The following is a 25,314-nucleotide window of genomic DNA, read 5'->3' as shown; positions in this document are numbered from 1 at the left end:
TAGGATATTGCCGTGGGTGGCCGTGGGGAGCGGGCGGTGCCGTTTCAAATCAAAATCTCGAAGCGCGCGCCGTCTGCTTCTTCCGGCGGCGCCAGCGCGATGGTGCCGCCATGCGCCACCACGATCCGGCGGGCGAGGCTGAGACCGACGCCGGTGCCATTGGACTTGGTGGTGAAGAAGGGCAGGAACACGTCGTCGCGGAACCCCGCCGGCACGCCGGGGCCGTTGTCCGTGATCGCGATCAGCGTGCGGCCGCCGGGCATCGGCGTCAGCTCCAGCCGTACCGCGGGCTCCGCCGCATGGCCGGCGGCCGCCTCGGCCCCGTTCTTGAGGAGGTTGATCGCCACCTGCGCCAGCAGATCGGGATCGCCATCGACCAGCATGTCATCGGGCACGGCCACGTCCAGCCGCACGTCCCCGCCCTGCGCCGACGCCGCGAACAGCCGGCCTATCTCCTCCGCCCAGGGCCGCCCGGCGAAGCGGCGCACCGCCACCTCGGGCGTGCGGATGAACTGGCGGTAGGTTTCCACGAAATGCATGATCCCGGCCGCGCGCCGGGCCAGCGTCTCCACCGCCAGGCGGGCATCGCCGATCGCGGGATCGCGGCCGTCATCCACCTCGCGCATCAGCCCGGCGGCGCTGGCGGCGAGCGAGGTGACGGGCGTCATCGAATTCATGATCTCATGCGTCAGCACCCGCACCAGATCGGCCTGCGCGCCGATCTCCACGGCGTTGAGCTCGCTCTGGATCGGCTGCACCGAAACCAGCCGCATCTCCGCGCCCATGCGGGCGATTCCGGCGGCGACCAGCATCGCCCGCTGGGCGGCACCATCCAGCAGCATCGTCGTCAGCCGCCGCTCGCCGGGGCGGATCGCCTCCAGCGCGGTGGTGAAGGTCGATCCGTGGATGGCGAAATCCTCGCGCCGGACTCCGGCCACACGGCGGAACAGCTTGCGCGCCGCCTTGTTCGCCAGATCGATCCGCCCTTCATCGTCGATGGTGAGGAGCGCGGTCGGCGATTCATCCACCAGCGCGGCCGCGAACCGGCCCTCGTCCGCGATCGCCAGCCGTTCCTCGCGCAGCCGGCGCATCGCCTGGTCGAGCGTGCGGCCAAGCTCGTCGAAGCCGCTGCCCGCGCCCGCCCGGCCGAAAGCCTGCGAAAGATCGCCATGGCCCAGGCTTTCAACGAAGCGCGCCACTTCCATGTTGGTGCGGCGGATATGGCCCCAGAGATGAACGGCGGCCGCGATCACCGCCGCGCCCGCCACGATCCGCGTGGCGCCGAGATCCGGCTGGTGCAACGTCCACATCAGCAGCATCGCCGCCGCCAGCAGCAGCGCCACCCGCCAGGCGAGGCCGATCGCGAAGGCGCGCCTAAAGCCCATGCTTTTCCATCCTGCGATAGAGCGATCCCCGCGTCAGCCCCAGCTCGGCCGCGGCGGCCGAGATATTGTAGGCATGCTTCTTCAGGGCGCGTTCGATCATCTGCCGCTCGGCGCGTTCGAGGTTGAGGTCCTGCGCGGGCGGCGGGGCGGCGGCGGGCGAAAGCCGGATCGGCGCGCTGGCGCGCGGCAGCGGGAAATCGGCGACGGCGAAGCTGTCGCCCCGCGCCAGCACCACCGCGCGTTCGGCCGCATGGCGCAACGCGCGGACATTGCCGGGCCAGTCATAGGCGACCAGCTCCGCCAGGAGATCGGCCGGCACGGCGCGTTCGGGCGCGCCATATTTGCGGGCGTAGAAGCGCAGGAAATTATCGAGCAGCAGCGGAATATCCTCGCGCCGGCGGCGGAGCGGCGGCAGTTCGATCTCCACGGTGTTAAGGCGGAACAGGAGGTCCGGGCGGAAGACAGACTCGTCGGCCAGCCGATCCGGGGCGAGGTTGGTGGCGGCAACCACGCGGACGTCGATGTCGACGGGGCGGTTGGCGCCCACCGGCGTCACCCTGCGCTGTTCGAGCGCGGTCAGCAGCTTGGGCTGGAGGTGGAGGGGCAGATTGCCCACCTCGTCGAGGAACAGCGTGCCGCCGTCCGCCGCCTGCATCCGGCCGATGCGATCGGCGCGGGCGTCGGTGAAGGCACCCTTTACATGGCCGAACAGTTCCGAATCGAACAGATTGTCCGCCACGGCGCCGAGATCGACTGACAGCATGACGCCATCGGCGCGGCGGGAGCGGCGGTGGATCTCGCGCGCGACCAGTTCCTTGCCGGTGCCGTTTTCGCCCAGAATCAGCACGTTGGCGTCGGTGGGCGCGGCGCGTTCGATCAGGGACAGCACATGCGCCATCGCCGGCGACCGGCCGAGCAGCGGCGTTTCGCCCGCCGGCGGGGCGGCGATCGCGGCGGCGCGCGCTTTTTCCACCCCCGTCTCCCGGCGCGAGGCGCGCAGCGCCGCGGCGGTGCGGACGGTGGCGAGCAGGCGTTCGTTGGCCCAGGGCTTGGTGACGAAATCGGTCGCCCCCTGCTTCATGGCGTTCACCGCCACCTGCACCCCGCCATGGGCGGTGATGAGCACGATCACCGCCTGGGGATCGGCCTCCAGCATCCGCCCCAGCCAGCGGAACCCTTCCGCCCCGTCGGTCGCCCCGCGCGCGAAATTGGCGTCGAGCAGGATCACATCCGGCTCACGCGCGCGCATCAGCGCCAGCGCTTCCTCCGGCGAGGTGGTCGTCACCACATCCCGGAAGAGCTGGCGCAGCAGCAGCCGCGCGGCGAGGAGGATATCCTCGTCATCGTCCACCACCAGGCAGAGGTCAAAAGATCGTTCGCCCGCCATTCCGCTCCCTTTCCAGCGCCCCTTCTAGGGCCTGTCCGAAACCGGACAATCAAATAGCGTGCCATTTCCGCAAGGCCCCGCGCCCGCCGGCCCGTTTCGCGGCGATGGCCGGCCACTGTCCGCGACCGGACACATCATCTGTCCGGAAACGGACACCCGGCCACCGCGACCGGCGGCCAAAGCGCTGAAATCCGTGGATCGCGATGCTGGCACGAAGCTTGCGACGCCGGAGGCCATGCCTGTCGTAACCCTCAAATCCAGCGATGCCGGCGACACCGCCGCCACCCCGCCTTCGGGCGGCGCGATGGACCGCATCGTCGAGCGCAAGCGCCTGCCGGCGCGGATCAAGATCGGCCTCTGCGCCGCGGCCGGGGCCGTGGTGCTGGCCGGCGCCTGGTGGCTGGCGCCTTCGGGCAGCAGCCAGACGGTGGCCGCATCGCACGTCGCCATCGGCGAGGTGCGGCAGGGCGTGTTCGAGGATTTCCTGCCGCTGCGCGCCCGCGTCACCCCGCTCGTCACCGTCTATCTGGATGCGGTGGAGGGCGGCCGGGTGGAGAAGGTGCTGGTGGAGGACGGCGCCACCGTCGTCCAGGGCCAGCTTCTCGCCGTGCTTTCCAATGCCGACCTCCAGCTTTCGGTGCTGGCGCGGCAGACGGAAGTGACCGAGCAGCTCAACAACATGCGCAGCCAGGAGCTGGCGCTGGAGCGCAACCGGCTGGACAACCAGCGCGCCATCATCGAATCGGATGCCGCCGCCGCCAAGGCCCACCGCCAATATGAGCGCGAGGCCGCGCTGGTCGAGAAAGGCTGGGTCGCCAAGAAGACCTTCGCCGACACCGCCGAGGACTATAATTTCCAGCAGCGCCGGGCGAAGGTGCTGCGCGTGGCGCAGGCCACCGACGAGCGGCTGCAATCCCAGCAGCTCGCCCAGCTCCGCCGATCGGCCGAATCGCTGCAGACCAGCCTCGCCATCGCCAACGCCAATCTCGATGCGCTCAACCTGCGGGCGCCGGTTTCGGGCCAGCTCACCGCCTTTTCGATCCAGGTCGGCCAGTCGATGAAGCAGGGCGAGCGGCTCGGCCAGATCGACAGCCCCGGCCGCAACAAGCTGGTCGCCGGCGTCGACGAATTCTATCTGGGCCGCATCCAGCCCGGCCAGACGGCGGTGCTGGACCATGGCGGCAAGCCCTATCGGCTGAAGGTCGCCAAGATCTATCCGCAGGTGCGCGACGGCCAGTTCGAGGTGGACCTGCAGTTCGTGGGCCCCGAGCCCGCCGGCATCCAGCGCGGCCAGGGCCTGCAGGCGAAGCTGACGCTGAGCGATCCCGCGCCCGCCCGCATCATCCCCAACGGCGCCTTCTACAACGACACCGGCGGCGCCTGGGTGTTCGTGGTGTCCCCCGACGGCCGCAGCGCGGAGAAGCGCAGCGTCCGCCTGGGCCGCCGCAACAGCGATTTCATCGAGGTGCTCGACGGGCTGGAACCCGGCGAACGCATCGTCACCTCCCCCTATACCGGCCTGACGGACAAGGCCCGGCTCGACCTCTCGGACAAGGACTGAAAGCCCATGCTCAGCCTGCGCAACCTTTCCCGCGCCTATCGCACCGATACCGTGGAGACGACCGCGCTCGACGCGATCGACCTCGATATATTGGAGGGCGAATTCCTCGCCATCATGGGGCCTTCGGGCTGCGGCAAATCGACGCTGCTCAACATCCTCGGCCTGCTCGACAGCCCGACGGGGGGTTCCTACAAGTTCCGCGACACCGAGGTGGCGGGGCTGCCCGAGCCCAAGCTGGCCGACATCCGCAAGCGCCACATCGGCTTCATCTTCCAGAGCTTCAACCTGGTGGACGAGCTGAGCGTGCGCGAGAATGTGGAGCTTGCCCTCCTCTATCACGGCATCCCGGCGGCCGAGCGGCGCAAGCGGGTGGAGCAGGTGATGGACCGCGTGGGCATCGCGCATCGCGCCGACCACCGCCCCAGCCAGCTTTCCGGCGGCCAGCAGCAGCGCGTGGCCGTGGCCCGCGCGGTGGTGGGCAAGCCGGCGCTGGTGCTGGCGGACGAGCCCACCGGCAACCTCGACACCCAGCATGGCGAGGAGGTGATGCACATGCTGCAGGCGCTGAACCGCGACGGCACCACCATCGTGATGGTCACCCATTCGCCCGCGCACGCCGATTATGCGAGCCGCGTCGTCAACATGCTGGACGGGCGCGTCCTCGTCGAACGCCGCCGCGCGGCCTGAGCCCACGCCCAAGGAAGGAAGCCCGGCCATGTGGCGCAACTATCTTACCGTCGGCATCCGCTCGCTCGCCAAGAACCGGGCCTATGCGCTGATCAACATATTGGGGCTGGCCATCGGCATGGCCGCCTGCCTGATGATCCTGCTCTTCGTCCGCTACGAGCTGAGCTACGACCGCTTCCTGCCGGGCGTGGAGGATACATATGAGCTCCAGTCCTTCTACACATCCAAGCAGACGGGGCAGAAGTTCAACATCCAGATGACCGCCTATGTCGCGGGCGAGCGGCTGAAGAAGGATTTCCCGCAGGTCGACAAGACGGTGTTCGCGCTGTCGGGATCGCCGGTGATCCTGAAGGACGGCCAGTCATCGATGGGCGAGGACGTGATCCTGGTGGACGGGCCGTTCTTCGACGTCGTCCGCTTCCCCTTCGTCAAGGGCAATCCCGCCACCGCGCTGGCCGAGGCCGGAGCGGCGGTGATCACCGAGAAGGAAGCGGTCCGCCAGTTCGGCACCACCGACGTGATGGGCCGCACGCTGACGATGGTGAGCCGCGGCCGCGCCACCGATTACCGCATCACCGGCGTCATCAAGGACGTGCCGAAGAACAGCAGCTTCCGCCTGTCGATCGTCGGGCGGATCGACTTTCCGAGCTTCTTTTCCGATGCCCCCGATTTCATGCGGGAATGGGGCTGGCAATCGGGCTGGTTCTTCTTCACGCTGCGCCCCGGCACCGATCCCAAGGCGATCGCGGCGCAGCTGCCGGCCTGGGAAAAGCGCAACATCCCCGACCAGGACCTGAACGGCATACGCTACAATGCCGGCGACGAGCAGGACTGGCGCATCGTCAACCTGGCCGACATCCATCTGGGCGAGGCGCAGGGCGCATCGATGTCGCCGGGCAACGACCGGCGCGCCGTCTATACCTTCGGGCTGGTGGCGCTGCTGATCCTGGGCATGGCCTGCGTCAACTTCACCAACCTCGCCACCGCCCGCGCCAGCCAGCGCGCCCGCGAGGTGGCGCTGCGCAAGGTGCTGGGCGCGAGCCGCCGGGACCTGATCGTCCAGTTCATCGGCGAATCGATCCTCGTCGCCGCCATCGCCATGCTGGTGGCGCTGGCGCTGACCGAGATCGCGCTGCCGTATTTCTCCCGCTTCCTCGATGCCGATCTGAAGCTGCATTATTTCGGCCAGGGCGGCATCCTGCTGCCGGTGGTGGCGCTGGTGCTGCTGGTGGGCCTGGCCGGCGGGCTCTATCCGGCCTTCTTCCTCTCCCGCTTCCAGCCGGCCCGCGTGCTCAAGGCCAATCGATCGGCATCCGAGGCGGAAGGTTCCGGCCGGCTGCGCGGCATATTGGTGGTGGCGCAGTTCGCCGTCTCCATCGGCCTCATCATCTGCACGGGCGTGATCTATGCCCAGACGGTCTATGCCCAGACGGCCGACCCCGGCTATCATCGCGACGGCATCCTCCAGATCGACAATTTCGGCCGCCGCCAGCTGGATACGATGCGGCAGCCGCTGCGCGACGCGATCGCGCGGATAGACGGCGTGACCGGGGTGGCCGCCACCAGCATCGGCGTGGCCACGCGCAACAACAGCAGCCGCGGCATCCAGGTGCCGGGCCGGGCCGATCTGGTGAATCTGGGCACCTATGTCGCCGATCCCGAATTCTTCGACGTGATGGGCATCAAGCTGATCGCCGGCCGCAAGCTGGACCGCAACCGGACGGTGGACGACGCCACCGTGCCCTTCCCGTCCGACCCCGTGGTCGAGGCGGCGCTGGCCAAGCGCGGCGTCAACGCCGTGATCAACCAGCTGGCCGCACGCCGGCTGGGCTTCACCGATCCGGCCGATGCGGTGGGCAAGCAGGTCCGCACATCCATGGTCGAGAGCGAGGATTACGGGCTGACCCCGGTCAACATCGTCGGCGTGGTCGAGGATACCCGCTTCCGTTCGGTGCGCACGCCGATCGATCCGCTGATGTTCACCCGGAACGACAATGCGATCGACGTGCTGGACGTGCGCTACCACGGCAACCCCGCCGAAGTGCGCAGCCGGATCGAGCGGGTGTGGAAGCAGATGGCGCCGGACGTGCCGTTCGAGGCCGAGTTCAGCGAGGATATCGTCCGCGAGCTTTACCAGGCCGAAACCGCGCGGGCGAAGATGTTCGCCGCCTTCGCGATCCTGGCCGTGATCGTCGGCTGCCTCGGCCTGTTCGGGCTGGCCACCTTCACCGCCGAACGCCGCACCAAGGAAATCGGCATCCGCAAGGTGCTGGGCGCGCGCACCCGCGATATCGTCCGCCTGCTGGTGTGGCAGTTCTCGAAGCCGGTGCTGGTCGCCAACCTCGTCGCCTGGCCGATCGCTTGGTGGGTGATGCGCAACTGGCTGAACGAGTTCGACAGCCGCATCACGCTGGGGCCGGCGCCCTTCCTGCTGGCGGGCCTGCTGGCCCTGCTGATCGCGATCGCCACGATCGGCAGCCACGCCTTCCGCGTCGCCCGCGCCAACCCGGTGCACGCGCTGCGATACGAATGACGGGCCGGGGCGCGGGCGCGGCGGGAGGCCCGGCCGCCCCCGTCAGCGCCCCGGTTCCACCGGCCGGGCCAGCACGACATCGTCATATTCGCGATCGCCGACCCGGAAGCGCCGGTCGGCGATCTGCGTGAAGCCGCTTTTCGCATAGAAGGCCCGCGCGCGGGCATTGCCGGCATAGACGCCGAGCAACAGCCGCCGCGCCCCCAGCCCGGCCGCATGATCCACCGCCTGGCGCATCAGCGCCGCGCCGATGCCGGAACCGTGGAAGCGCGACAGGGCGTAGATGCGCTTCAGCTCGATATCGCTGCCGTCGGCCGCGCCGCCCGGAAGGTTGGCGGCGCCGGCGAGGGCGAAGCCCACCGGCGCGCCGCCCGGCTTCGCCTCGGCCAGCCAGGCATGGCATCCCGCCGCCAGATGGCGCCGATAGGCATCGGGGCCGTGCTCGCGCTGGCAATGGGCCACGATCGCCGTGCCGTCCAGCACGCCGGCGAAGGTTTCGAGAAAGGTCGCGGCGCCGATCAGGGCGAGGCGATCAGCATCCCCGGCCGAAGCCTGCCTTATGGTCCAGTCCATCCGCTCTCCCCGCCCGATCCTGTCTCCGGCGGGACTATCGCCCGCTTCCGCCGCGACGGGAAGCCCCGCCGTCAGCGCAGCTCGGCCAGGAAGCGGAGCATCAGCCGGTTCACCGCCTCCGGGCATTCCATCTGGACGAGGTGGCCGGCGGCGCCGGGGATCATCTCCACCGCGCGGACATCGGCATGGTGGCGGCCGATCGCGCCCAGCGGATCGTCGCCGTGGAAGCCCTCCAGGTCCACGTCCTGCTCGGTGCCGATGAAGTAGAAGGGCGCCTCGGTCCGCCGGCCTTCATAGGCGCGGCGCTGCCGCCAGCGATGGTCCATAGCGCGATACCAGTTCAGCCCGCCGGTAAAGCCCGAGCGGCTATATTCGGACACATAATATTCCATTTCCTCCTCGCTCAGCCAGCCCCACGGCAAGGGCGGCGGATCGGGCAGCGCCGCGCGATAGGCGGTGCCGGGCGGGTGGTTCCACATGTCCAGCAGATGGTGCGCGCCGCTCAGCCCCCAGAAGACCGCGCCCAGGAAATCGCGCGGATCGGCATCGAGCGCGGCATCGGCCACGCCGGGCCGATCGACGAAATAATGGATGTGCGAGAAATGGCGCTCCGCCATCTCCGCCGCCTCGGCCAGCGGGGAGAGGTGCGGCAGATGCGGGGTGTGGGGATTCTGCAGGCCGATGATCCCGGCCACGCGATCGGGATGGCGGACGGCGAGGTCGTAGACCGCGAACACCCCGAAATCGAGACCGGCGAACACCGCCTGCTCCTCGCCCAGATGATCGAGCAGGCCAATCAGGTCGCCCACCGTATGATCGCAATCGTAGAGCGCGGGATCGGCGGGCGCCTCCGTCTGCCCCATGCCGCGCATGTCGGGCGCCACCACCCGCCAGCCGGCGGCCGCGATCGCGGGGATCTGGTGGCGCCAGCTATACCAGAGGTGCGGGAAGCCGTGGGCGAGGATGACGAGCGGCCCCTCCCCCTGCTCCACATAATGCATGGCGATCCCGTTCACCCGCGCGTGGCGATGCATCCATTGGGCCATGGCCGCCCTCTCCTCCCGGTCTTGTCCTGTGGGGCCGAGGCTATCGCGCGCCGCCAATGCTGTCGCGCGGGCGCCGGCAGTGGATGGCCGCTCCTGCCAATTCCGTCTTCTTCGGAAAATATTGCACGATCCTGGCGCAACTGCCGCCGCGGGAGCCGGTTATTAGGGAATTGTTAACCATTTGGCGGCAATCCGATGGGCTGGAAGATCGCGGCGGAGCGTTTCATGACGTCGAGGATCCTGTGCCTGCTTGGTATCGGGCTGTATTGCCTCTCCGCCTGCGCAGCCCCCGCGCCGCCGCCGGCGACAGCCGCGGAAGCGCCGCCGCCGGCCATTCCGGTGCAATGGCGCGCCATCGCCCGCCCCGAACATGCCGGGCTGATCGACGGCCTGCCCGATCGCTGGGTGGCCGCCCGCGCGGGCCTGGGCAAGAGCCGCCAGGCGCTGGTCGCAAGCTTCGGCGCGCTGCTGGAACCCGGCGCCGCGCTCGTCCGGCCGATGCCGCCCACCGGCCGCTACCGCTGCCGCACCCTGCGCTTCGCCCCCGATCGTCCCGGCGGCTTCCAGGCCTACCAGTCCTGGTTCTGCTTCGTCGGCGACGACGGCGACCTCACCACGCTGTCCAAGGCCGATGGCAGCGACCGGCCGGCCGGCCGGCTCTGGCCCGACGGCGACCGCCGCATGGTGTTCATCGGCGCCACCGCCTTCGACGCGGAGCCGGCGCCGCCGGCCTATGGCGACAAGGCGGAGGCCGACACGGTGGGCGTGGTCGAGCGCGTGGCCGATTTCCAGTGGCGGCTCGTCCTCCCGCGCGGCGCGGCGGGGCTGGACGTGCTGGAGCTGGTGCCGGACGTGCCGCCGCCGGCGGGGACAGCGCGGTAAGCTGAGAATGCGGGGAGCGCTGTCTTCCGCACGGGCGGGAGGCATGGGCCAGCGCAGCTAATCGGCGGACACGGTCGGCCCGATTGAGCCGACAGGTTCCGGCACAATGGAGTCCCGCCTTCGCGGGAAGGACGAACGTGGGAAGTATGAGGGTCCGGGGAAGCGACCTTATGCCGCGCGGACGCGGGTTACGATTTCCTCATATTTCCGCGACAGTTCCTCGCTCGTATATTCGGCATATTCGCTGTTCTTGAGGTCCGGCGGGAAGATCACCTTATTGTCGCGATAAGCTTCGTCCATCAGCGCCTTGGCCGCCGCGTTGGGGGTGGGATACTGGATGGTGCGGGCGATCTCCGCACCCGCCTTGGCATCGAGCAGATAGTCGATGAATTCGTGCGCGAGATCGGGATTGGGCGCGCCCTTGGGGATGGCGAGGCAATCCGAGGAGATCTGGCTGCCCTCCCTGGGCACGACGAAATCGATATCCTTGTCCTCGCGCATCACCTGGGCGATGTCGCCGTTGAATTCGATGACGAGATCGACATCGCCGGCCAGCAGCAGATCCTGGCCGTTATCCTCGTGATAGACGGCGACATTGGGCTTCTGCTTGATGAGCAGCGCCTCCACCTGCTTCAGCGTGGCGTCGTCGCTCGTGTTCATCGGCTTGCCGAGATATTTCATCGCCAGCCGCACCAGATCGCCGGCTTCGGACACCAGCGAGATCCGGCCCTTGTAGCGATCGGAATCGAACATCCATTTCCAGCTGTCCGGAACGCCATCCACCTTCGACTTGCGATAGCCGATGCCCATCACCAGCCACGTATAGGGCATGGAATATTTGCGGCCGGGATCGAACACCGCATCCTGGAATTCGGGATCGACATTCCTGAAATTGGGGATCTTGGCGTGATCGAGCGGCTCCAGCATGTTCGCCGCGATCATCCGCTGGACGAAATCGTTGGTCGGCACGATCACGTCATAGCCCTGATTGCCGCCGCGCAGCTTGGCGAACAGCTCGTCATTGGTGGCGAACAGGCTCATATTGACGTCGACGCCGCTGGCCGCCTTGAAATCGGCCAGCGTCGTTTCGCCGATATAGGTATCCCAATTGTAGAAATTGAGCGTCCTGGCCTTGGCCCCGCCATCGCCGCCCTTGCCGCAGCCGGCAAGCGGGGCGAAGCTCAATCCCACCGCGGCGATGCCAAGCCCCGCGAGAAACCCCCGGCGGGAGGGCGGCACGATCGTCGGCAGGTCGGTCATCAAAGCCCCCTTCTGCTATGTGGGCGGGAAGCTAGGATCACGGCGCGCGGCCGTCAACGCCGCAATGCAGCATGGGACGCCCGGCATGCGCGGCACTGACGAAGACCCGACCCGCTGGCCGCCTTCCTGGTATGCCGCGACCGCCGCCGATCCGCCCTTTGCGCCGCCGCTGGAAGGCGATGCCCGCTGCGACGTCTGCATCGTCGGCGCGGGCTATACCGGGATCGGCGCGGCATTGCGGCTGGCGGAGGCGGGCGCCGACGTCCGCCTGATCGATCAGGCGCGGATCGGCTGGGGGGCATCCGGCCGCAATGGCGGGCAGGCGCATGTCGGCCAGCGCCGCGACCCTTTCTGGCTGGAGAAGGTGCTGGGCGCGGAGGATGCGCTCCACCTCTGGCGGATCGCGCTGGACGCCCGCGCCGATCTCGACCGGCTGATCGCCGGCCATGGCATCGCCTGCGATTTCACCCCCGGCCTGCTCCACGTGGATCATCGCCGCCGCGACCTTGCCCACAGCCGGGCGACGGTGGAGCACCTCCGCAACCGATATGATTATCCGCATGTCGATTATGTCGACGGCCCCGCCCTTGCCGGGATGATCGGCGCGCGCGGCTATCATGGCGGGATGATCGACCGGCGCGGCGGCCATCTCCACCCGCTGAACCTCGCGATCGGCCTCGCCCGCGCCGCCATGGCCGCCGGCGCCCGGCTACACGAAGGAACCCGCGCCACCGCCCTTGCCCGCGCCGGCGGCGGCTGGCGGGTGGAAACGCCGCGCGGCGCGATATCCGCCGATCGCGTGATCCTGGCCGGCAACGGCTATCTCCACGGCCTGTCGCGCCCGGCGGAGGCGCGGGTGATGCCGATCAACAATTATATCGCCGTCACCGAGCCGCTGGGCGCCGGCCGCGCGCGATCGCTGATCCGCGACAATGTCGCCGTCTCCGATTCGCGCTTCGTCGTCTATTATTTCCGGCTGACCCCCGACCATCGCCTGCTGCTCGGCGGCGGCGAGACCTATGGCTGGCGCTTTCCCGCCGATATCCGCGCCTTCGTCCGCCCGCACGTGCTGCGCATCTTCCCCCAGCTCGCCGATGTCGCGCTAGACCATGGCTGGGGCGGCACGCTGGCCGTCACCCCCAACCGCCTGCCCCTGTTGCGGGAGGTTGCGCCCGGCCTGATCGCGATCGGCGGCTATTCCGGCCTGGGGGTGGTGCTGGCGCCCTATTTCGGGCGGCTGGTGGCGGAGGCGATGCTTGGCGGCAGCCCGGATTTCGACCGCCTCGCCCGCCTGCCGGTGCCGGCCTTTCCCGGCGGGCGATGGCTGCGCTGGCCGATCCTGGCGGCGGCGATGTCGCTGGCGGCGCTGCGCGACCGGCTTTGAGGGGGCTGGTTTGGGCGGCCATTCCTCCAACCGGTCGCACGATGGCCCTCCGGGCTTGGTCCGGGTGACGGCTTTCTCGCGTCGATCCGTCCCCTCGTCATTCCCGCGAAGGCGGGAATCCATGGGCACGGCCGGCGCGATGGAGTCGATGGCTCCCGACACAATGGATTCTCGCCTGCGCAGGAAGGACGGGTCGGGTGTTCCGCCGCCTAGACCTTCAGCAGCAGGTGATCGCGTTCCCAGCTGCTGATCACCCCCTGATAGGCGTTGAGCTCGTCCGCCTTGATGAGCAGGAAGGCGCGGACGAAGCTCTCGCCCAGCAGCTCGATCACCTCGGGGCATTCGGTGAAGCGGTCCAGCGCCTCGTCCAGGTTGCGCGGCAGGGTGCGCAGGTGGAGATAGGCATTGCCTTCCACCATCGGCGCGGGCGCGATCCGGTCACGCACGCCGATATAGCCGCAGACCAGCGAGGCGGCGAGCGCCAGATAGGGGTTGGCGTCCGCGCCCGGCGTGCGGTTCTCGATCCGGGTATTGGGAAGATCGGTGATCGGCACGCGCAGCCCGCAACTGCGGTTGTCATAGCCCCATTGCAGGTTGATCGGCGCGGCATGGCCCGGCCGCATCCGGCGGAAGCTGTTGATGTTGGGCGCGAACAGCGGCGCGCATTCGGGCAGATAGCGCTGCAGCCCGCCGACGAAGTGGCGGAACGTCTCCGACAGACCGTCCGGCCCCTCGCCGAACAGATTCTGCCCGGTCAGCCGATCCCTGGCGGAAATGTGGAGGTGCATGGCGCTGCCCGGCTGATGCTCCATCGGTTTGGCCATGAAGGTGGCGTAGACGCCGTGCTTCAGCGCCACCTGGCGGACGATGCGCTTGAACACCAGCACCTGATCGCACAGGTGGATGGGCTCGCCATGGTTGAAGTTGATTTCGAGCTGGGCGGTCCCGGCCTCGTGGATCATGGTATCGAGGTGGAGCGAGGCGGCCTCCGCCTGCTCGTAGATGTCCTCGATCAGGTCCTCATATTCGGTCACGGCCTCCAGCCCATAGGGTTGCGGCGCGGTTTCCGCCCGGCCCGACCGCCCGGCCGGCGGCTCCAGCGGCAGATCGGGATCGGTGTTGACCTTGGTGAGGTAGAATTCCAGCTCGGGGGCGACCACCACCTCCCAGCTCATCGCCTCATAATAAGCCAGCACCTTCTTCAGCACATGGCGCGGCGCGATCTCGTAGGGATCGCCATTCTTGTGATGCGCATCGGCGAAGACGAAGGCGGTCGGCGTCTTGAACCCCGGCGCCACGCAGAGCGAGGCGGGATCGGGGTGGAGCGACACGTCCGGATCGCTGTAGCTCGCCGCCTCCGAAGGCTCGTCGGCATATTCGCCGGTGACGGTGACGTTGAAGATGCTGCTGGGCATCCTGAGCGACCCGTTGTGCACCGATTGCAGGAATTTCTGCGCCGGCCACACCTTGCCGCGGATCACCCCGTTCATGTCGGGGACGAGGCATTCCACCTCGCTGATGCCGTTGGCGGCGATCCATTCGCGGAAGCTTCTCATCGCCCGCCCTCCTGCTTTTCCGCCGCCGTCTCCAGCGCCGCCAGCGCGGGCGCGGCCTCGTCCAGCGCGGCGCGGATGATGGCGACCATCCGGTCCACCTCCGCATGCGTGATGACGAAGGGCGGACACATCACGATCGAATCGCGGATCGCGCGGACCATCAGCCCGCCGGCGATGCAGGCATCGCGCACCACCGGGCCGGCCGCGCCCTCTGCCCCGCCGAAGCGCCGGTTGGTGCCTTTCTCCGCCACGATCTCGATCGCGCCCAGCAGCCCGCAGGTCCGCGTCTCGCCCACCAGCGGATGATCGTCGAGGCTGGCGACGGCGCGGGCGAAATGGGGGCCGATATCGTGCGCCACGCGATCGACCAGCTTCTCCCGCTCGATGATCTCGAGGTTGCGGAGCGCCACGGCGGCCGAGACCGGATGGCCCGAATAGGTGTAGCCATGGACGAAATCCCGATCGCTCGCGCGCAGGGTCTCGACGATCTCGCGGCTCACCGCCGTCGCCGATATCGGCAGGTAGCCGGACGACAGGCCCTTCGCCATCGCGACGATATCCGGGGTGTAGCCGAAATGCTGGAAGCCGAACCAGCGGCCCAGGCGGCCGAAGCCGCAGATCACCTCGTCCGACACCAGCAATATGCCATATTTGCGGCAGATCGCCTCGACGCGCGGCCAATAGCCGGGCGGCGGCACGATCACGCCGCCCGCGCCCTGCACAGGCTCGCCGATGAAGGCCGCGACATTGTCCGGCCCCACCGCCAGGATGCGCGCCTCGACAGCGTCGGCCGCCCGCGCGGCGAAGGCCTCCGCTTCCTCGCCGAAGCCCTCGTTGAAGGCATAAGGCTGCATCACATGCTCGATGCCCGGAATGGGCAGCCCGCCCTGCGCGTGCATCGCCGCCATGCCCCCCAGGCTCGCGCCCGCCACCGTCGATCCGTGATAGGCATTGTGGCGGCTGATGAAGATGCGCCGTTCGGGCCGGCCCTTCAGCGTCCAATAATGGCGGACCAGCCGGAACACCGTGTCATTGGCCTCGGAGCCGGAGGAGTTGAAGAAGATGTGCTGCAATTCCCCGCCCAGCAGCCCCGCCACCTTCGCGGCCAGCGCGATCGCGGGCACCGTCGCCGTGCGGAAGAAGCTGTTGTAGTAAGGCAGCTCCAGCATCTGCTCATAGGCGACCTCGGCCAGTTCCTTGCGGCCATAGCCCACGTCGACGCACCACAGCCCGGCCATGCCGTCGAGGATGGCGTTGCCGTCGCCGTCCCAGATGGTCGATCCTTCCGCGCGGGTGATGATGCGGCTGCCGCCCATGTCGGCGATCAGCCTGTAATTGGCCTGGGCCGGCAGGTGATGGGCCACGTCCTGCCGGCGCAGCTCGGTTATGTCGTGGTTGCGCATGGTCACGCGCCCTCCTTCAGGCGATCGCCCCCGATCGGCTCGCCGCGCAGCATGCGGCCCATGATGCCGAAGAAGCCCCGCGAGGATGCATCCCGGTCGGCCTGCCATTCGGGATGCCACTGCACGGCCAGAATATGCGCGCCGTTGGGCGCGGCGGAAACCGCCTCGATCACGCCGTCCGGCGCGCGGGCCTCCACCGCCAGCCCCTCGCCCAGCCGCTTCACCCCCTGGAAATGGACCGAGTTGACGGTCAGCGCCTCGCGCCCCAGGGCGCGGGCCAGCACGCCGTCCGGCGCCAGGGTGACGTCATGGCCGTGCGCGAACATCGCGTCGATCGGCACGCCATCGGGGGCATGGTGGACCAGCGGGCGGCCCGGATCGCCCAGCCCCCGGTCCAGGGTGCCGCCGAACGCGACGTTGATCTCCTGAAAGCCGCGGCAGATGCCGAACACCGGCTTGCCGAGGTCGATCATCGCCGCGATCAGCGCCAGGCTCATCTCGTCGCGGGCGGGATCGAATGGGCCCTTGCCGTCGGCGTCGCCGTAAAGCGCGGGCCCCACGTTGGACGGGCTGCCCGTCAGCAGCAGGCCATCGATCCGCGCCGCCGCCTCGCCTGCGCGCATCAGATCCGGCCGGGCGGGGATCAGCAGGGCGGCGGCATCGGCGTGGCGCACCGCCGCTTCCATGTAGCGATCGATCACCACCTGCGCCGCCTCCTCGCCGAAGGGGCGGTTGCAGGCGGTGATGCCGATCAGCGGGCGGGCGGCCATGCCGGCCCCTTCATGTCATCCCCCCGAACCGGGCCCGGCATCGTCGCCTCCTCCGTTCGCGGGCGGCGGCTCATGACAGCAGCACCGCCGGCGACCGCGGATGCCAGGCGAGCCAGACCGGCTCGTCCCAGTCGAAACCGCGTTCCTCGTAGCGCGCGACATTGGGCCGCAGCACCTTGACCCGCGCGCCGCCTTCCGCATCCACCTCATACACCGTCTCGCTGCCGAGATAGGCGATGTGGCGGATGATGCCGGCCACCACGTTGCTGCCCGCCGGCACCCCCGCCACGGTGGGCGGCAGCCCGCCTTCGGGGCGGTGGAGCATCTCGATCTTCTCGGGCCGGATCGCCGCCCAGACGGTGGTGCCGGTGCCGCCCGTCACGCCATGATCGACATAGATGGGCGCGGCGAGCGTGGGGCAGGTGACCATCGCGTGGCCGGGCTCGTCCACGGCCAGCTCGCCCTCGAACAGGTTCACGCTGCCGATGAAATCGGCGACGAAGCGGCTGGCGGGATATTCGTAGAGATCGTCGGGCGTCGCCACCTGCTGCAACAGGCCGCGATTCATCACGGCGCAGCGCGTGGCCAGCGCCAGCGCCTCATCCTGATCGTGCGTCACCATCACGAAGGTGACGCCCACCTCGTCCTGGATCTGCGCCAGCTCGAAGCGCATCTGTTCGCGCAGCTTGGCATCGAGCGCGGAAAGCGGTTCGTCCAGCAGCAGCACGCGCGGCCGCTTCACCAGCGCGCGGGCCAGCGCCACGCGCTGTCGCTGCCCGCCGGAAAGCTGATCGGGCCTGCGCGCCTCCAGCCCGTCGAGCTTCACCAGCGCCAGCGCCTCCGCCACCCGATCGGCCCGTTCCGCTTTGGGCACGCCTTCCATGCGCAGGCCATAAGCGACATTATCCGCCACGCTCATATGCGGGAACACCGCGTAGGACTGGAACACCATGTTCACCGGCCGGCGATTGGGCGGCACGCCGGCCATGTCCTCGCCATCGATCAGGATGCGGCCCTCGCTCGGCACCTCGAGCCCCGCGATCATGCGCAGCAGGGTCGTCTTGCCGCAGCCCGAAGGGCCGAGCAGCGCGAAGAACTCGCCCTCGGCGATGTCCAGCGTCACATCGTCCACCGCCGCGAACTGGCCGAAGCGCTTGGTGACGCCCTCGATCCGGATCAGCGCCTTTTCCGCCATCAAATCCCCCTGCTCCGGGCCATGTCGCGGCCCTGCAACCTCAGCCCCACCGCCGTCAGCGCCACCGTCAGCAGGATCAGCACGGTCGAGGCGGCGTTCACCTCCGGCGTCACCGAGAAGCGCACCATCGAATAGACCTTGACCGGGAAGGTCACCGTATCCGGCCCGGCGGTGAAGAAGGTGATGACGAAATCGTCGAGGCTGAGCGTGAAGGCCAGCAGCGCGCCCGCCACCAGCGCCGGGCGCATGTGCGGCACCAGCACGTCGATGAAGGCGCGCCATTCGCTGGCCCCCAGGTCCTTGGCCGCTTCCTCCAGCTCGCGGTTGAACGAGGCCAGCCGCGCGCGGACGATCACCGCGACGAAGGGGAAGCAGAAGGAGACGTGGGCGATGATGATCGCGCCCAGGTTGAACGGCCAGGGCAGCCCCGCCGGCCACGGCATGACGCGGGCGAAGAATACCAGCATCGCCACGCCCATGCAGATTTCCGGCACCACGATCGGCAGCGCCAGCACCCCTTCGAACGCGGGCTTCAGCGGGAAGCGGAAGCGCCAGCACGCCACCGCCACCAGCGCCCCCAGCACCACGCTGATCGCCGTCGCGATCGCCGCGATCGCCAGCGAATTGGTGAACGCCTCCAGCAGGCCGGCATTGCGGAACGCCTTGAAATACCAATCGAAGGTGAATCCGGTCCAGACGATGTTGCGCTTCGATTCGTTGAAGCTGAACAGCATCAGCGTGACGAGCGGCGCATAGAGGAACAGCGCCACCAGCCCGATCCACAGCCGGAGCGGCCAGCGGGCGAGATAATCGAGCGGCCCGGCCGCCTCCCGCCTCACGGCTCCCTCCGCCGCCGGCGCCCGGCCAGCACCGTCTGCCCCGCGATCAGGATGAAGGTGAGATACATCAGGATGAAGGACAGGGCCGCCCCGAACGGCCAGTCATTGGCGCGCTTGAACTGGCGTTCGATCACGTTGGCGATCATCTGGCTGTCCGGCCCGCCCAGCAGGTCCGGCGTCAGATAGCTGCCCAGGGCCGGGATGAAGGTGATGAGCAGGCCCGAAAGGATGCCCGGCATCGCCAGCGGCACCACGATTTCCCGGATGGTGCGCAGATGCCCGGCGCCGAGATCGAGGCTGGCTTCCAGCAGCGACCGATCCAGCCGGTCGAGCGCGGCATAGAGCGGCAGCACGAGGAAGGGCAGGTTGACGTAGACCAGCCCCAGCACCACCGCGAAATTGTTGTGGAGCAGCGGCAGCGGATCGAACTGCCAGCCCAGCGCCTCGGCGATCCGGCCGATGCCCGCATTCACATAGCCTTCGCGCCGGAGCACCGCCATCAGCGCATAGGTGCGGATCAGAAGGTTGGTCCAGAAGGGCAGCATGATGAGCAGCAGCAGCCACGCCTTGGCCCGTTCGGGCGCGAAGGTGATGGCGAGCGCCACGGGGAAGCCGACGACCAGGCAGAGCGCGGTGGTGAGCGCCGCCATCCACGCCGATTTCAGGAATATCTCCAGATAGACGGGATCGAAGGCGCGGACATAATGGCGGAAGGTGCCGCTGATCTCGATCGTCGTGGGGGTCGTCGTCTCGCCGAAGCTGTAGGCCCAGACGATCGCCAGCGGCACGACGAAGAAGGCGAGCAGCCACAGCGCCGGCGCGGTGAACACCGCCGCGAACGGCCCCCTCGCCCGTTTCCAGTCCTGTTCCTCGCTCGTCGCCATCCGTCCCCCGGTTTCCGCCGGTTTCACGCGTTATGCAGATACCAGTCGTAATCAAGCGCCGTGACATGTTCGTGGAAGCGTTCCTGCTCGGTCCGCTTGACGGTGGCGAACATGTCCACCGTCCGATCGCCCAGATAATCGCGCAGGATCGCCGACCGATCGAACAGGCGCAGCGCATCGAACCAGTCGCCCGGCAGCCGCGATCCCGCGCCGGCCGCCGCGGCATAGCCATCGCCGGTGACGGGCGGGCCGGGATCGATCCCCCGGCTGATGCCGTGATGCGCCGCCGCCAGCAGCGCCGCCACCGCCAGATAGGGATTGGCATCCGCCCCGGCGACGCGATGCTCGATATGCCGCGTCGGCGCCGGGCCCGCCGGCACGCGCAGCGCCACGGTGCGGTTGTTGATTCCCCAAGTGGGCGCGGTGGGCGCGTAGCTGTTGGGGCGGAAGCGGCGATAGCTGTTGGCATTGGGGGCGAGGATCGCCACGCTTTCCGCCATCAGCGCCAGCATGCCGCCGATCGCGTGGCGCAGCATCGGCGTGCCCGCCGGATCGTCCGCCGCGAACAGGTTCGTCCCCGCCGCATCCGCGATGCTGAGATGGAGGTGGAGGCCGCTTCCCGCCCGGTCCGCCCAGGGCTTGGCCATGAAGGTCGCATCGCAGCCATGCGCCCGCGCCACGCCCTTGGCCGCGCGCTTATAGGCGACGGCATCGTCGGCCGCGCGCAGGGCATCCGCCCGATGGCGCAGCGTGAGTTCGAGCTGGCCCGGCGCGCATTCGGATATGGCCCCTTCCAGCGGAATCCCCTGCGCGTCGCAGGCCGCCCACAGATCGCGCAGGAAGGGGGACGCTTCCTCAAGCTGCGGCAGGCCATAGACCTCCACGCCCATGCCCGCGCCGCGCGGCAGGCGGATCGCGCCGTCGCGCCCGCGCCGGCCGTCGATCAGGTAGAATTCCAGCTCGCACGCCACCACCGGCGTCAGCCCGTCGGCGGCGAACCGATCGATCACCCGCTGCAATATCGCCCTGGGATCGAGCGCGCAGACCGTGCCGTCCAGCTCGTGAAGCGAGCAGGTCACCTGCGCCACGTCCGCGCCCAGCCAGGGGGCGGGCACGATGCCGCCGGGCACCGGCCTGGCCCGCCGGTCGGCATCGCCATCATCCCAGACCAGGCCCGTCTCCTCGCAATCGCGCCCGGTGATGTCCACCACCTGGATCGACCCCGGCAGGAAGCGCCCATAATCGTAGACCGGCGCCATTTCGTGCCGCCGCACCCTCTTGCCGCGCGGCACGCCGGAAAGGCCGGTATAGAGGATCTCGAACAGCGCGACCTGCGGATGGGCCGCCAGGAAAGCGGCAAGCTCCGCCGGATCGGCGACGAAGCCGGCGGGCGGCGCCCGGTTCAAACGGCCCCTCCCCGGATAGTGAAGCTCACCGCCTTCAGATCGGCATATTTCTCCATCGCGTGCAGGCTGCGATCCCGGCCGAAGCCCGATTGCCGGAAGCCGCCGAAGGGCATGGTGATGTCGCACGCATCCCAGCCGTTCACCCAGACGAGGCCGGCCTTCAGCGCCCGCGTCGCGCGGTGGGCGCGATCGACATCGGCGGTCCACACCCCGGCGGCGAGGCCATAGACGCTGTCATTGGCGATGGCATAGGCTTCCGCCTCGCCGGCAAAGCCGATCACGCCCAGCACCGGGCCGAACACCTCCTCGCGCGCCAGCGTCGCATCGGGGGCGACGCGATCGAAGATGGTGGGCTCCACATAGAATCCGCCGCTTTCCGCCCGCGCCCGGCCGCCGCCCAGCACCAGATCGGCGCCCTCCGCCCCGGCCGTGGCGATATAGGCCAGCGCGCGCTCCATCTGCTCCGCGCTCACCATCGCGCCGAAGCGGGTGGCGGGATCGAGCGGATCGCCCACCGCGATCTTCCGCGCGACGGCGATCACCGCATCGAGGAACGGGCCACGGATCGATTCATGCACCAGCAGGCGCGAGGCGGCGGTGCACACCTGCCCCTGGTTGAAGAAGATGCTCCACGCCGCCGATTGCGCGGCGGCTTCCATGTCCAGGCAGTCGGGAAAGACGATCTGGGGGGATTTGCCGCCCAGCTCCAGGCTCACCCGCTTCAGGTTGCTCTGGCCGGCATAGCCCATCAGCAGCCGGCCGACCGCGCCCGATCCGGTGAAGGCGATCATGTCCACATCCATGTGGAGCGCCAACGCCTTGCCCGCCGTCCCGCCCAGGCCGGGCACCACGTTCAGCACGCCCGCCGGCAGCCCCGCCTCCAGCGCCAGCTCGCCCAGGCGGATCGCCGTCATCGGCGATTGCTCGGCCGGCTTCAGCACCACCGAATTGCCCATCGCCAGCGCCGGCGCCACCTTCCACAGCGCCATGTGCAGCGGGAAGTTCCACGGCACGATCGCGCCGATCACGCCCAGCGGCTCATGCACCGCATAGGACAGCCGCGCCGGATGGTGCGGCCCCACCTCGCCATAGAGCTTGTCGACCGCCTCGGCATAATAACGCGCGGTGCCGGTGGCGAGCGGGATATCGATCGCGCGGGCATCGTGGATCGGCTTGCCGGTATCCAGCGTCTCCAGCAGCGCCAGCTCCTCGGCATGGGCCTCCATCAGATCGGCCAGGGCGTGCAGGATGCGCTTGCGGTCGCGCGGCGGCAGGTTGCGCCAGCGCCCGTCCGCATAAGCGCGCCGCGCGGCGGCCACGGCGATGTCGATATCGGCGGCCCCGCCCGACGCCACCTCCGCGATCAGGCTGCCGTCGCGGGGGGAGAGGTTGGCGAAGGTGCCGCCGGCCCGCGCCGGCCGCAGCTCCCCGTCGATCACCGCGAGCGACGGCGGCGCCAGGCCGGCGATCCGCGCCAGATTATCGGTCAGGCCGGGTGTCGGGCGCTCCGTCACAGATCCCTCACGATCCTGCCCTCCAAATCCCCGCCCCACCATAAGCGGCGGCGGGCGGCACGGGAAGCCGCCAAAATCCGCTTCCCCCTAGGCCCCCGAGTCGCGCGGCGCGACTTTGGCGGCGGCGTTGTCCTGCCCCTTGGGAGACACTATATCCTGCCCGTCGCGCGGCAGGCGCGGCGCATTGCGGGATGCCGCCCTTGGATCGATCCTGTGCCCGTATCACCGCCATCGGCACCGCGGTTCCCGATCACGATATCCACGCCGCCTTCCAGGGCTGGGCCGAGGCGCGGCTGGGGACGCGCGAAGGCGCGCTCTTCCGGCGCATGGCGGCGCGATCGGGCATCGACCATCGCTGGTCGATCCTGCCGCACGGCACGGACGGCGGATCGCCGGTCGATCCCGGCGGCTTCTACGCGGCCGGCATGCCCGGCACCGGCGCCCGCATGGACTTTTACGCCAGCGCCGCCCCCGCGCTCGCGCTGGAAGCCGTCGCCGCGCTCGGCCGCAGGACGGGGCTGGACGGCATCACCCACCTCGTCGTCGCAAGCTGCACCGGCTTCACCGCGCCGGGCATCGACCAGATCATCGCCGAACGGCTGGGGCTGGACGGCGGGATCGAGCGGACGCTGGTGGGATTCATGGGCTGCTATGCGGCGGTCGCGGCGCTGCGCGTCGCCCATCATATCGCCCGGTCGCAGCCGGCGGCGCGCGTGCTGGTGGTGACGGTGGAGCTTTCCAGCCTCCACCTCCAGCCCGCCGACGAGCTGGAGGCGCTGCTGGCCATGCTCCAGTTCGGCGACGGCGCGGCCGCCGCCCTCGTCACGGCCGAGGGGCCGGGGCTTACGCTCGATCGCTTCTTCGCCGCCACGCTGCCCGATTCGGCCGGGCTGATCCGCTGGCGGATCGGCGATCACGGCTTCGCCATGCACCTTTCGGGCGAGGTGCCCGGCCGCATCGCGACGGCGCTCGCCGATCCCGGCTTCCGCGCCGCCCTCACCGCCGGCGCCGATCCCGCCGCCGTCGCCGCCTGGGCGGTCCATGCCGGCGGCCGATCCATACTCGACGCGGTGGAACATGGCCTCGGCCTCGCCGGCGGGGCGCTGGAAGGGTCGCGATCGGTGCTGCGGCGCTTCGGCAACATGTCTTCCGCGACGCTGATGTTCGTGCTGGCCGACCTGCTCGCCGCCGGGGCCGAGGGGCCGGGCGTGGCGCTCGCCTTCGGCCCCGGCCTCGCCGCCGAGGGCTTCGGCTTCGGGCGCGCGGCATGAGCCTCGCCATCCGCGCCCGGACCGAGGAGCGGATGGACGATCCCAGCCTGCCGGCGGCCGATTATGCGGCCGTCCTCGCCGATCTCGCCCAGGTCAACCGCGTCACCTTCGCCGCCCGGCCCACCTTGTCCTTCCTCGCGCGGGGCCTGCGCGGCCGCGATCGCTTCCGCCTGCTCGACGTCGGCTTCGGCGAGGGGGACATGCTGCGCCGCATCGCCCGCTGGGCGGCCCGGCGCGGGATCGCCGCCGATCTCGTCGGCGTGGACCTCAACCCCAACAGCGCGCCCGCCGCCCGCGCGGCGACGCCGGCCGGCATCGGCGCCGCCATCGACTATCGCACCGGCGACTATGCCGACCTTGCCGGCGCGGGCTTCGACTTCATCGTCTCCAGCCTCGTCGCCCATCATATGACGGATGCGCAGCTGCGCGCCTTCCTGCGCTTCATGGAGGCCGAGGCGCGGGCCGGCTGGCTGGTCAACGACCTCCACCGCCACGGCTTCGCCCATGCCGGCTTCCCCCTGCTCGCCGCCCTGATGCGCTGGCACCCGATCGTCGCGGCGGACGGCCGGCTTTCGATCGCGCGCGCCTTCCGCCCGGCCGAATGGCGGGCGATCCTGGCGGAGGCGGGGATAGACGGCGCCCGCATCGTCCGCCGCTTCCCCTTCCGGCTATGCGTCGAACGGATGCGCTGATCGTCGGCGGCGGGCCGGCGGGCGCGGCCACCGCGATAACGCTCGCCGCCGCCGGCCGGCCGCCGCTGCTGATCGAGCGCGCGGCAACGCCCCGGCCGGTGGTGTGCGGCGGCTTCCTCGGCGGCGATGCGCTGGCCGCCCTCGCCGCGCTCGGCATCGATGCCCCGGCGCTGGGCGCGCGGCCGATCCACCGCCTCCGCATCGTCGCCCACGGCCATATGGTCGAACGCCGCCTGCCCTTCGCCGCCGCCGGCCTGTCGCGCGCCACGCTCGACGCCGCGCTGCGCGATCGCGCCCTGGCGCTCGGCGCGATCGTCGAAACCGGCCGGGCCGCCCGCGCGATCGAGGACCGGCCCGGAGGCGGCGCCATCGTCCGCCTCGACGACGGCAGCGCCATCGCCGCGCCGGCCGTCTTCCTCGCCACCGGCAAGCACGACCTGCGCGGCAGCCCCCGGCCCCGCCCCGCGCCGGGCGCCGATCCCGCCGTCGGCCTGCGCACCGTGCTGCCGGCCGACCCCGATCTTGCCGGCCGGATCGAGCTTCATCTGTTCGATCGCGGCTATGCCGGCCTGCTGGTGCAGGAGGACGGCAGCGTGAATCTGTGCCTTTCCGTCGCCCGATCGCGGCTGGCGGAGGCGGACGGGAACCCGGCCCGCCTGATCGCCGCGCTGGCCGCCGCCTCCCCCCGTTTCGCCGCGCGCATCGGCGGGGCGGCGGCGACCGGCGAAGCCTGGCAGGCGATCGCGGCGGTGCCCTATGGGTGGCAACAGCCCCTCGGCGCAGAGGAGGCGCTCTACCGCGTGGGCGATCAGGCCGCCGTCATCGCCTCATTGGCCGGCGACGGCATCGCCATCGCGCTCGCCAGCGGCGCGATCGCCGCGCGCGCCTTCCTGGCCGGCCGGTCGCCCGCGGACCATGCCCGCGCGCTGGCCGCCCGCACCCGCCGGCCGATCGCCATCGCCGGCGCGATCCGCCGACTCGCCGAAGGCCCGCACCGCGCGCTACTGCTCCGCGCCGCCGCCCTGCCCGGCGCGGCGGCGCTGGCCGCGCGCCTCACCCGCGTCGGCCATTGACCGCCCACCGGCC

General features: G+C 69.8%; 21 protein-coding genes. 8 read left to right on the top strand and 13 right to left on the bottom strand.

Annotated elements, in window-relative coordinates; all coding sequences use genetic code 11:
• Positions 1 to 44: 44 nt before the first annotated feature.
• Together G432_RS10505 and G432_RS10500 are read right to left on the bottom strand one after the other, a co-directional pair.
• Positions 45 to 1,385 carry a sensor histidine kinase gene (locus G432_RS10505; protein WP_015458799.1) on the bottom strand — a complete coding sequence of 447 codons (1,341 nt, stop codon included), beginning with the start codon at positions 1,383 to 1,385 and terminating at the stop codon, positions 45 to 47.
• A complete protein-coding gene (locus G432_RS10500) occupies positions 1,375 to 2,772 on the bottom strand; it encodes a sigma-54-dependent transcriptional regulator (protein ID WP_015458798.1) in 1,398 nt (465 codons plus the stop codon). Before G432_RS10500 ends, G432_RS10505 begins: the two co-directional genes overlap by 11 nt.
• A 235-nt stretch (positions 2,773 to 3,007) precedes the next feature.
• Between G432_RS10500 and G432_RS10495 the strand changes: the two genes are divergently transcribed.
• Genes G432_RS10495 through G432_RS10485 form a run of 3 tightly spaced genes read left to right on the top strand, consistent with a single transcriptional unit; the run spans position 3,008 to position 7,553 of the window.
• On the top strand, positions 3,008 to 4,333 hold the full coding sequence (locus G432_RS10495; RefSeq protein WP_015458797.1) for an efflux RND transporter periplasmic adaptor subunit: 1,326 nt from the start codon (positions 3,008 to 3,010) through the stop codon (positions 4,331 to 4,333).
• 6 nt (positions 4,334 to 4,339) lie between these two features.
• A complete protein-coding gene (locus G432_RS10490) occupies positions 4,340 to 5,020 on the top strand; it encodes an ABC transporter ATP-binding protein (protein WP_015458796.1) in 681 nt (226 codons plus the stop codon).
• A gap of 28 nt (positions 5,021 to 5,048) precedes the next feature.
• Positions 5,049 to 7,553 (top strand): ABC transporter permease, encoded by a 2,505-nt coding sequence (locus tag G432_RS10485; protein ID WP_015458795.1) that lies wholly within the window; start codon positions 5,049 to 5,051, stop codon positions 7,551 to 7,553.
• A 42-nt stretch (positions 7,554 to 7,595) separates the two neighbouring features.
• On the opposite strand, the gene G432_RS10480 is transcribed toward G432_RS10485, so the two are convergent.
• Entirely contained in the window at positions 7,596 to 8,126 is a 531-nt protein-coding gene (locus G432_RS10480; RefSeq protein ID WP_015458794.1) for a GNAT family N-acetyltransferase, read from the bottom strand.
• 71 nt (positions 8,127 to 8,197) lie between these two features.
• A complete protein-coding gene (locus tag G432_RS10475; protein WP_015458793.1) occupies positions 8,198 to 9,172 on the bottom strand; it encodes an alpha/beta hydrolase in 975 nt (324 codons plus the stop codon).
• A 225-nt stretch (positions 9,173 to 9,397) separates the two neighbouring features.
• Here G432_RS10475 and G432_RS10470 point away from each other — a divergent pair, with 225 nt between their 5' ends.
• Positions 9,398 to 10,054: a DUF4893 domain-containing protein gene (locus G432_RS10470; RefSeq protein ID WP_041865327.1), complete on the top strand. Its 657-nt coding sequence runs from the start codon at positions 9,398 to 9,400 to the stop codon at positions 10,052 to 10,054.
• 168 nt (positions 10,055 to 10,222) lie between these two features.
• On the opposite strand, the gene G432_RS10465 is transcribed toward G432_RS10470, so the two are convergent.
• Complete coding sequence (locus G432_RS10465; protein ID WP_015458791.1) at positions 10,223 to 11,314, bottom strand: ABC transporter substrate-binding protein; 1,092 nt, start codon at positions 11,312 to 11,314, stop codon at positions 10,223 to 10,225.
• A gap of 85 nt (positions 11,315 to 11,399) precedes the next feature.
• Here G432_RS10465 and G432_RS10460 point away from each other — a divergent pair, with 85 nt between their 5' ends.
• Positions 11,400 to 12,698, top strand: coding sequence for an NAD(P)/FAD-dependent oxidoreductase (locus G432_RS10460; RefSeq protein WP_015458790.1), 1,299 nt, complete (start codon positions 11,400 to 11,402; stop codon positions 12,696 to 12,698).
• Positions 12,699 to 12,907: 209 nt separating this feature from the next.
• On the opposite strand, the gene G432_RS10455 is transcribed toward G432_RS10460, so the two are convergent.
• From G432_RS10455 to G432_RS10420, 8 genes are all read right to left on the bottom strand, one after another.
• Positions 12,908 to 14,254 carry a glutamine synthetase family protein gene (locus G432_RS10455; protein ID WP_015458789.1) on the bottom strand — a complete coding sequence of 449 codons (1,347 nt, stop codon included), beginning with the start codon at positions 14,252 to 14,254 and terminating at the stop codon, positions 12,908 to 12,910.
• Complete coding sequence (locus G432_RS10450) at positions 14,251 to 15,657, bottom strand: aminotransferase (RefSeq protein WP_041864877.1); 1,407 nt, start codon at positions 15,655 to 15,657, stop codon at positions 14,251 to 14,253. The genes G432_RS10455 and G432_RS10450 overlap by 4 nt, the downstream gene beginning before the upstream one ends.
• Positions 15,658 to 15,659: 2 nt before the next feature.
• Positions 15,660 to 16,427 carry a gamma-glutamyl-gamma-aminobutyrate hydrolase family protein gene (locus G432_RS10445; RefSeq protein ID WP_015458787.1) on the bottom strand — a complete coding sequence of 256 codons (768 nt, stop codon included), beginning with the start codon at positions 16,425 to 16,427 and terminating at the stop codon, positions 15,660 to 15,662.
• A 70-nt stretch (positions 16,428 to 16,497) separates the two neighbouring features.
• Complete coding sequence (locus G432_RS10440) at positions 16,498 to 17,622, bottom strand: ABC transporter ATP-binding protein (RefSeq protein WP_015458786.1); 1,125 nt, start codon at positions 17,620 to 17,622, stop codon at positions 16,498 to 16,500.
• Positions 17,622 to 18,461, bottom strand: a complete 840-nt coding sequence (locus tag G432_RS10435; RefSeq protein WP_015458785.1) for an ABC transporter permease — start codon at positions 18,459 to 18,461, stop codon at positions 17,622 to 17,624. The genes G432_RS10440 and G432_RS10435 overlap by 1 nt, the downstream gene beginning before the upstream one ends.
• Complete coding sequence (locus G432_RS10430; RefSeq protein ID WP_015458784.1) at positions 18,458 to 19,345, bottom strand: ABC transporter permease; 888 nt, start codon at positions 19,343 to 19,345, stop codon at positions 18,458 to 18,460. Before G432_RS10430 ends, G432_RS10435 begins: the two co-directional genes overlap by 4 nt.
• A 23-nt stretch (positions 19,346 to 19,368) precedes the next feature.
• A complete protein-coding gene (locus G432_RS10425; RefSeq protein WP_015458783.1) occupies positions 19,369 to 20,751 on the bottom strand; it encodes a glutamine synthetase family protein in 1,383 nt (460 codons plus the stop codon).
• The gene (locus G432_RS10420) at positions 20,748 to 22,265 is read right to left on the bottom strand and encodes an aldehyde dehydrogenase (RefSeq protein WP_015458782.1); all 1,518 of its coding nucleotides are present in this window, start codon (positions 22,263 to 22,265) and stop codon (positions 20,748 to 20,750) included. Before G432_RS10420 ends, G432_RS10425 begins: the two co-directional genes overlap by 4 nt.
• A gap of 200 nt (positions 22,266 to 22,465) precedes the next feature.
• Here G432_RS10420 and G432_RS10415 point away from each other — a divergent pair, with 200 nt between their 5' ends.
• Genes G432_RS10415 through G432_RS10405 form a run of 3 tightly spaced genes read left to right on the top strand, consistent with a single transcriptional unit; the run spans position 22,466 to position 25,301 of the window.
• On the top strand, positions 22,466 to 23,536 hold the full coding sequence (locus G432_RS10415; protein WP_443024281.1) for a type III polyketide synthase: 1,071 nt from the start codon (positions 22,466 to 22,468) through the stop codon (positions 23,534 to 23,536).
• Entirely contained in the window at positions 23,533 to 24,228 is a 696-nt protein-coding gene (locus tag G432_RS10410) for a methyltransferase domain-containing protein (RefSeq protein ID WP_015458780.1), read from the top strand. The genes G432_RS10415 and G432_RS10410 overlap by 4 nt, the downstream gene beginning before the upstream one ends.
• The gene (locus G432_RS10405; RefSeq protein ID WP_015458779.1) at positions 24,207 to 25,301 is read left to right on the top strand and encodes an NAD(P)/FAD-dependent oxidoreductase; all 1,095 of its coding nucleotides are present in this window, start codon (positions 24,207 to 24,209) and stop codon (positions 25,299 to 25,301) included. Before G432_RS10410 ends, G432_RS10405 begins: the two co-directional genes overlap by 22 nt.
• The last annotated feature ends 13 nt before the right edge of the window (positions 25,302 to 25,314 follow it).

This window comes from Sphingomonas sp. MM-1, from assembly GCF_000347675.2.
Lineage (GTDB): Bacteria > Pseudomonadota > Alphaproteobacteria > Sphingomonadales > Sphingomonadaceae > Sphingomonas_E > Sphingomonas_E fennica.
The sequence above is the reverse complement of the archived record's forward strand: the minus strand, read 5'-3'. Positions and strand labels throughout refer to the sequence as shown.

Coding starts and splice junctions, on each gene's coding strand:
- G432_RS10485 (WP_015458795.1), top strand. CDS start 5,049: ATGTGGCGCAACTATCTTACCGTCGGCATCCGCTCGCTCGCCAAGAAC.
- G432_RS10450 (WP_041864877.1), bottom strand. CDS start 15,657: ATGCGCAACCACGACATAACCGAGCTGCGCCGGCAGGACGTGGCCCAT.
- G432_RS10455 (WP_015458789.1), bottom strand. CDS start 14,254: ATGAGAAGCTTCCGCGAATGGATCGCCGCCAACGGCATCAGCGAGGTG.
- G432_RS10440 (WP_015458786.1), bottom strand. CDS start 17,622: ATGGCGGAAAAGGCGCTGATCCGGATCGAGGGCGTCACCAAGCGCTTC.
- G432_RS10410 (WP_015458780.1), top strand. CDS start 23,533: ATGAGCCTCGCCATCCGCGCCCGGACCGAGGAGCGGATGGACGATCCC.
- G432_RS10490 (WP_015458796.1), top strand. CDS start 4,340: ATGCTCAGCCTGCGCAACCTTTCCCGCGCCTATCGCACCGATACCGTG.
- G432_RS10430 (WP_015458784.1), bottom strand. CDS start 19,345: ATGGCGACGAGCGAGGAACAGGACTGGAAACGGGCGAGGGGGCCGTTC.
- G432_RS10405 (WP_015458779.1), top strand. CDS start 24,207: ATGCGTCGAACGGATGCGCTGATCGTCGGCGGCGGGCCGGCGGGCGCG.
- G432_RS10460 (WP_015458790.1), top strand. CDS start 11,400: ATGCGCGGCACTGACGAAGACCCGACCCGCTGGCCGCCTTCCTGGTAT.
- G432_RS10475 (WP_015458793.1), bottom strand. CDS start 9,172: ATGGCCCAATGGATGCATCGCCACGCGCGGGTGAACGGGATCGCCATG.
- G432_RS10500 (WP_015458798.1), bottom strand. CDS start 2,772: ATGGCGGGCGAACGATCTTTTGACCTCTGCCTGGTGGTGGACGATGAC.
- G432_RS10505 (WP_015458799.1), bottom strand. CDS start 1,385: ATGGGCTTTAGGCGCGCCTTCGCGATCGGCCTCGCCTGGCGGGTGGCG.
- G432_RS10480 (WP_015458794.1), bottom strand. CDS start 8,126: ATGGACTGGACCATAAGGCAGGCTTCGGCCGGGGATGCTGATCGCCTC.
- G432_RS10470 (WP_041865327.1), top strand. CDS start 9,398: ATGACGTCGAGGATCCTGTGCCTGCTTGGTATCGGGCTGTATTGCCTC.
- G432_RS10495 (WP_015458797.1), top strand. CDS start 3,008: ATGCCTGTCGTAACCCTCAAATCCAGCGATGCCGGCGACACCGCCGCC.
- G432_RS10445 (WP_015458787.1), bottom strand. CDS start 16,427: ATGGCCGCCCGCCCGCTGATCGGCATCACCGCCTGCAACCGCCCCTTC.
- G432_RS10465 (WP_015458791.1), bottom strand. CDS start 11,314: ATGACCGACCTGCCGACGATCGTGCCGCCCTCCCGCCGGGGGTTTCTC.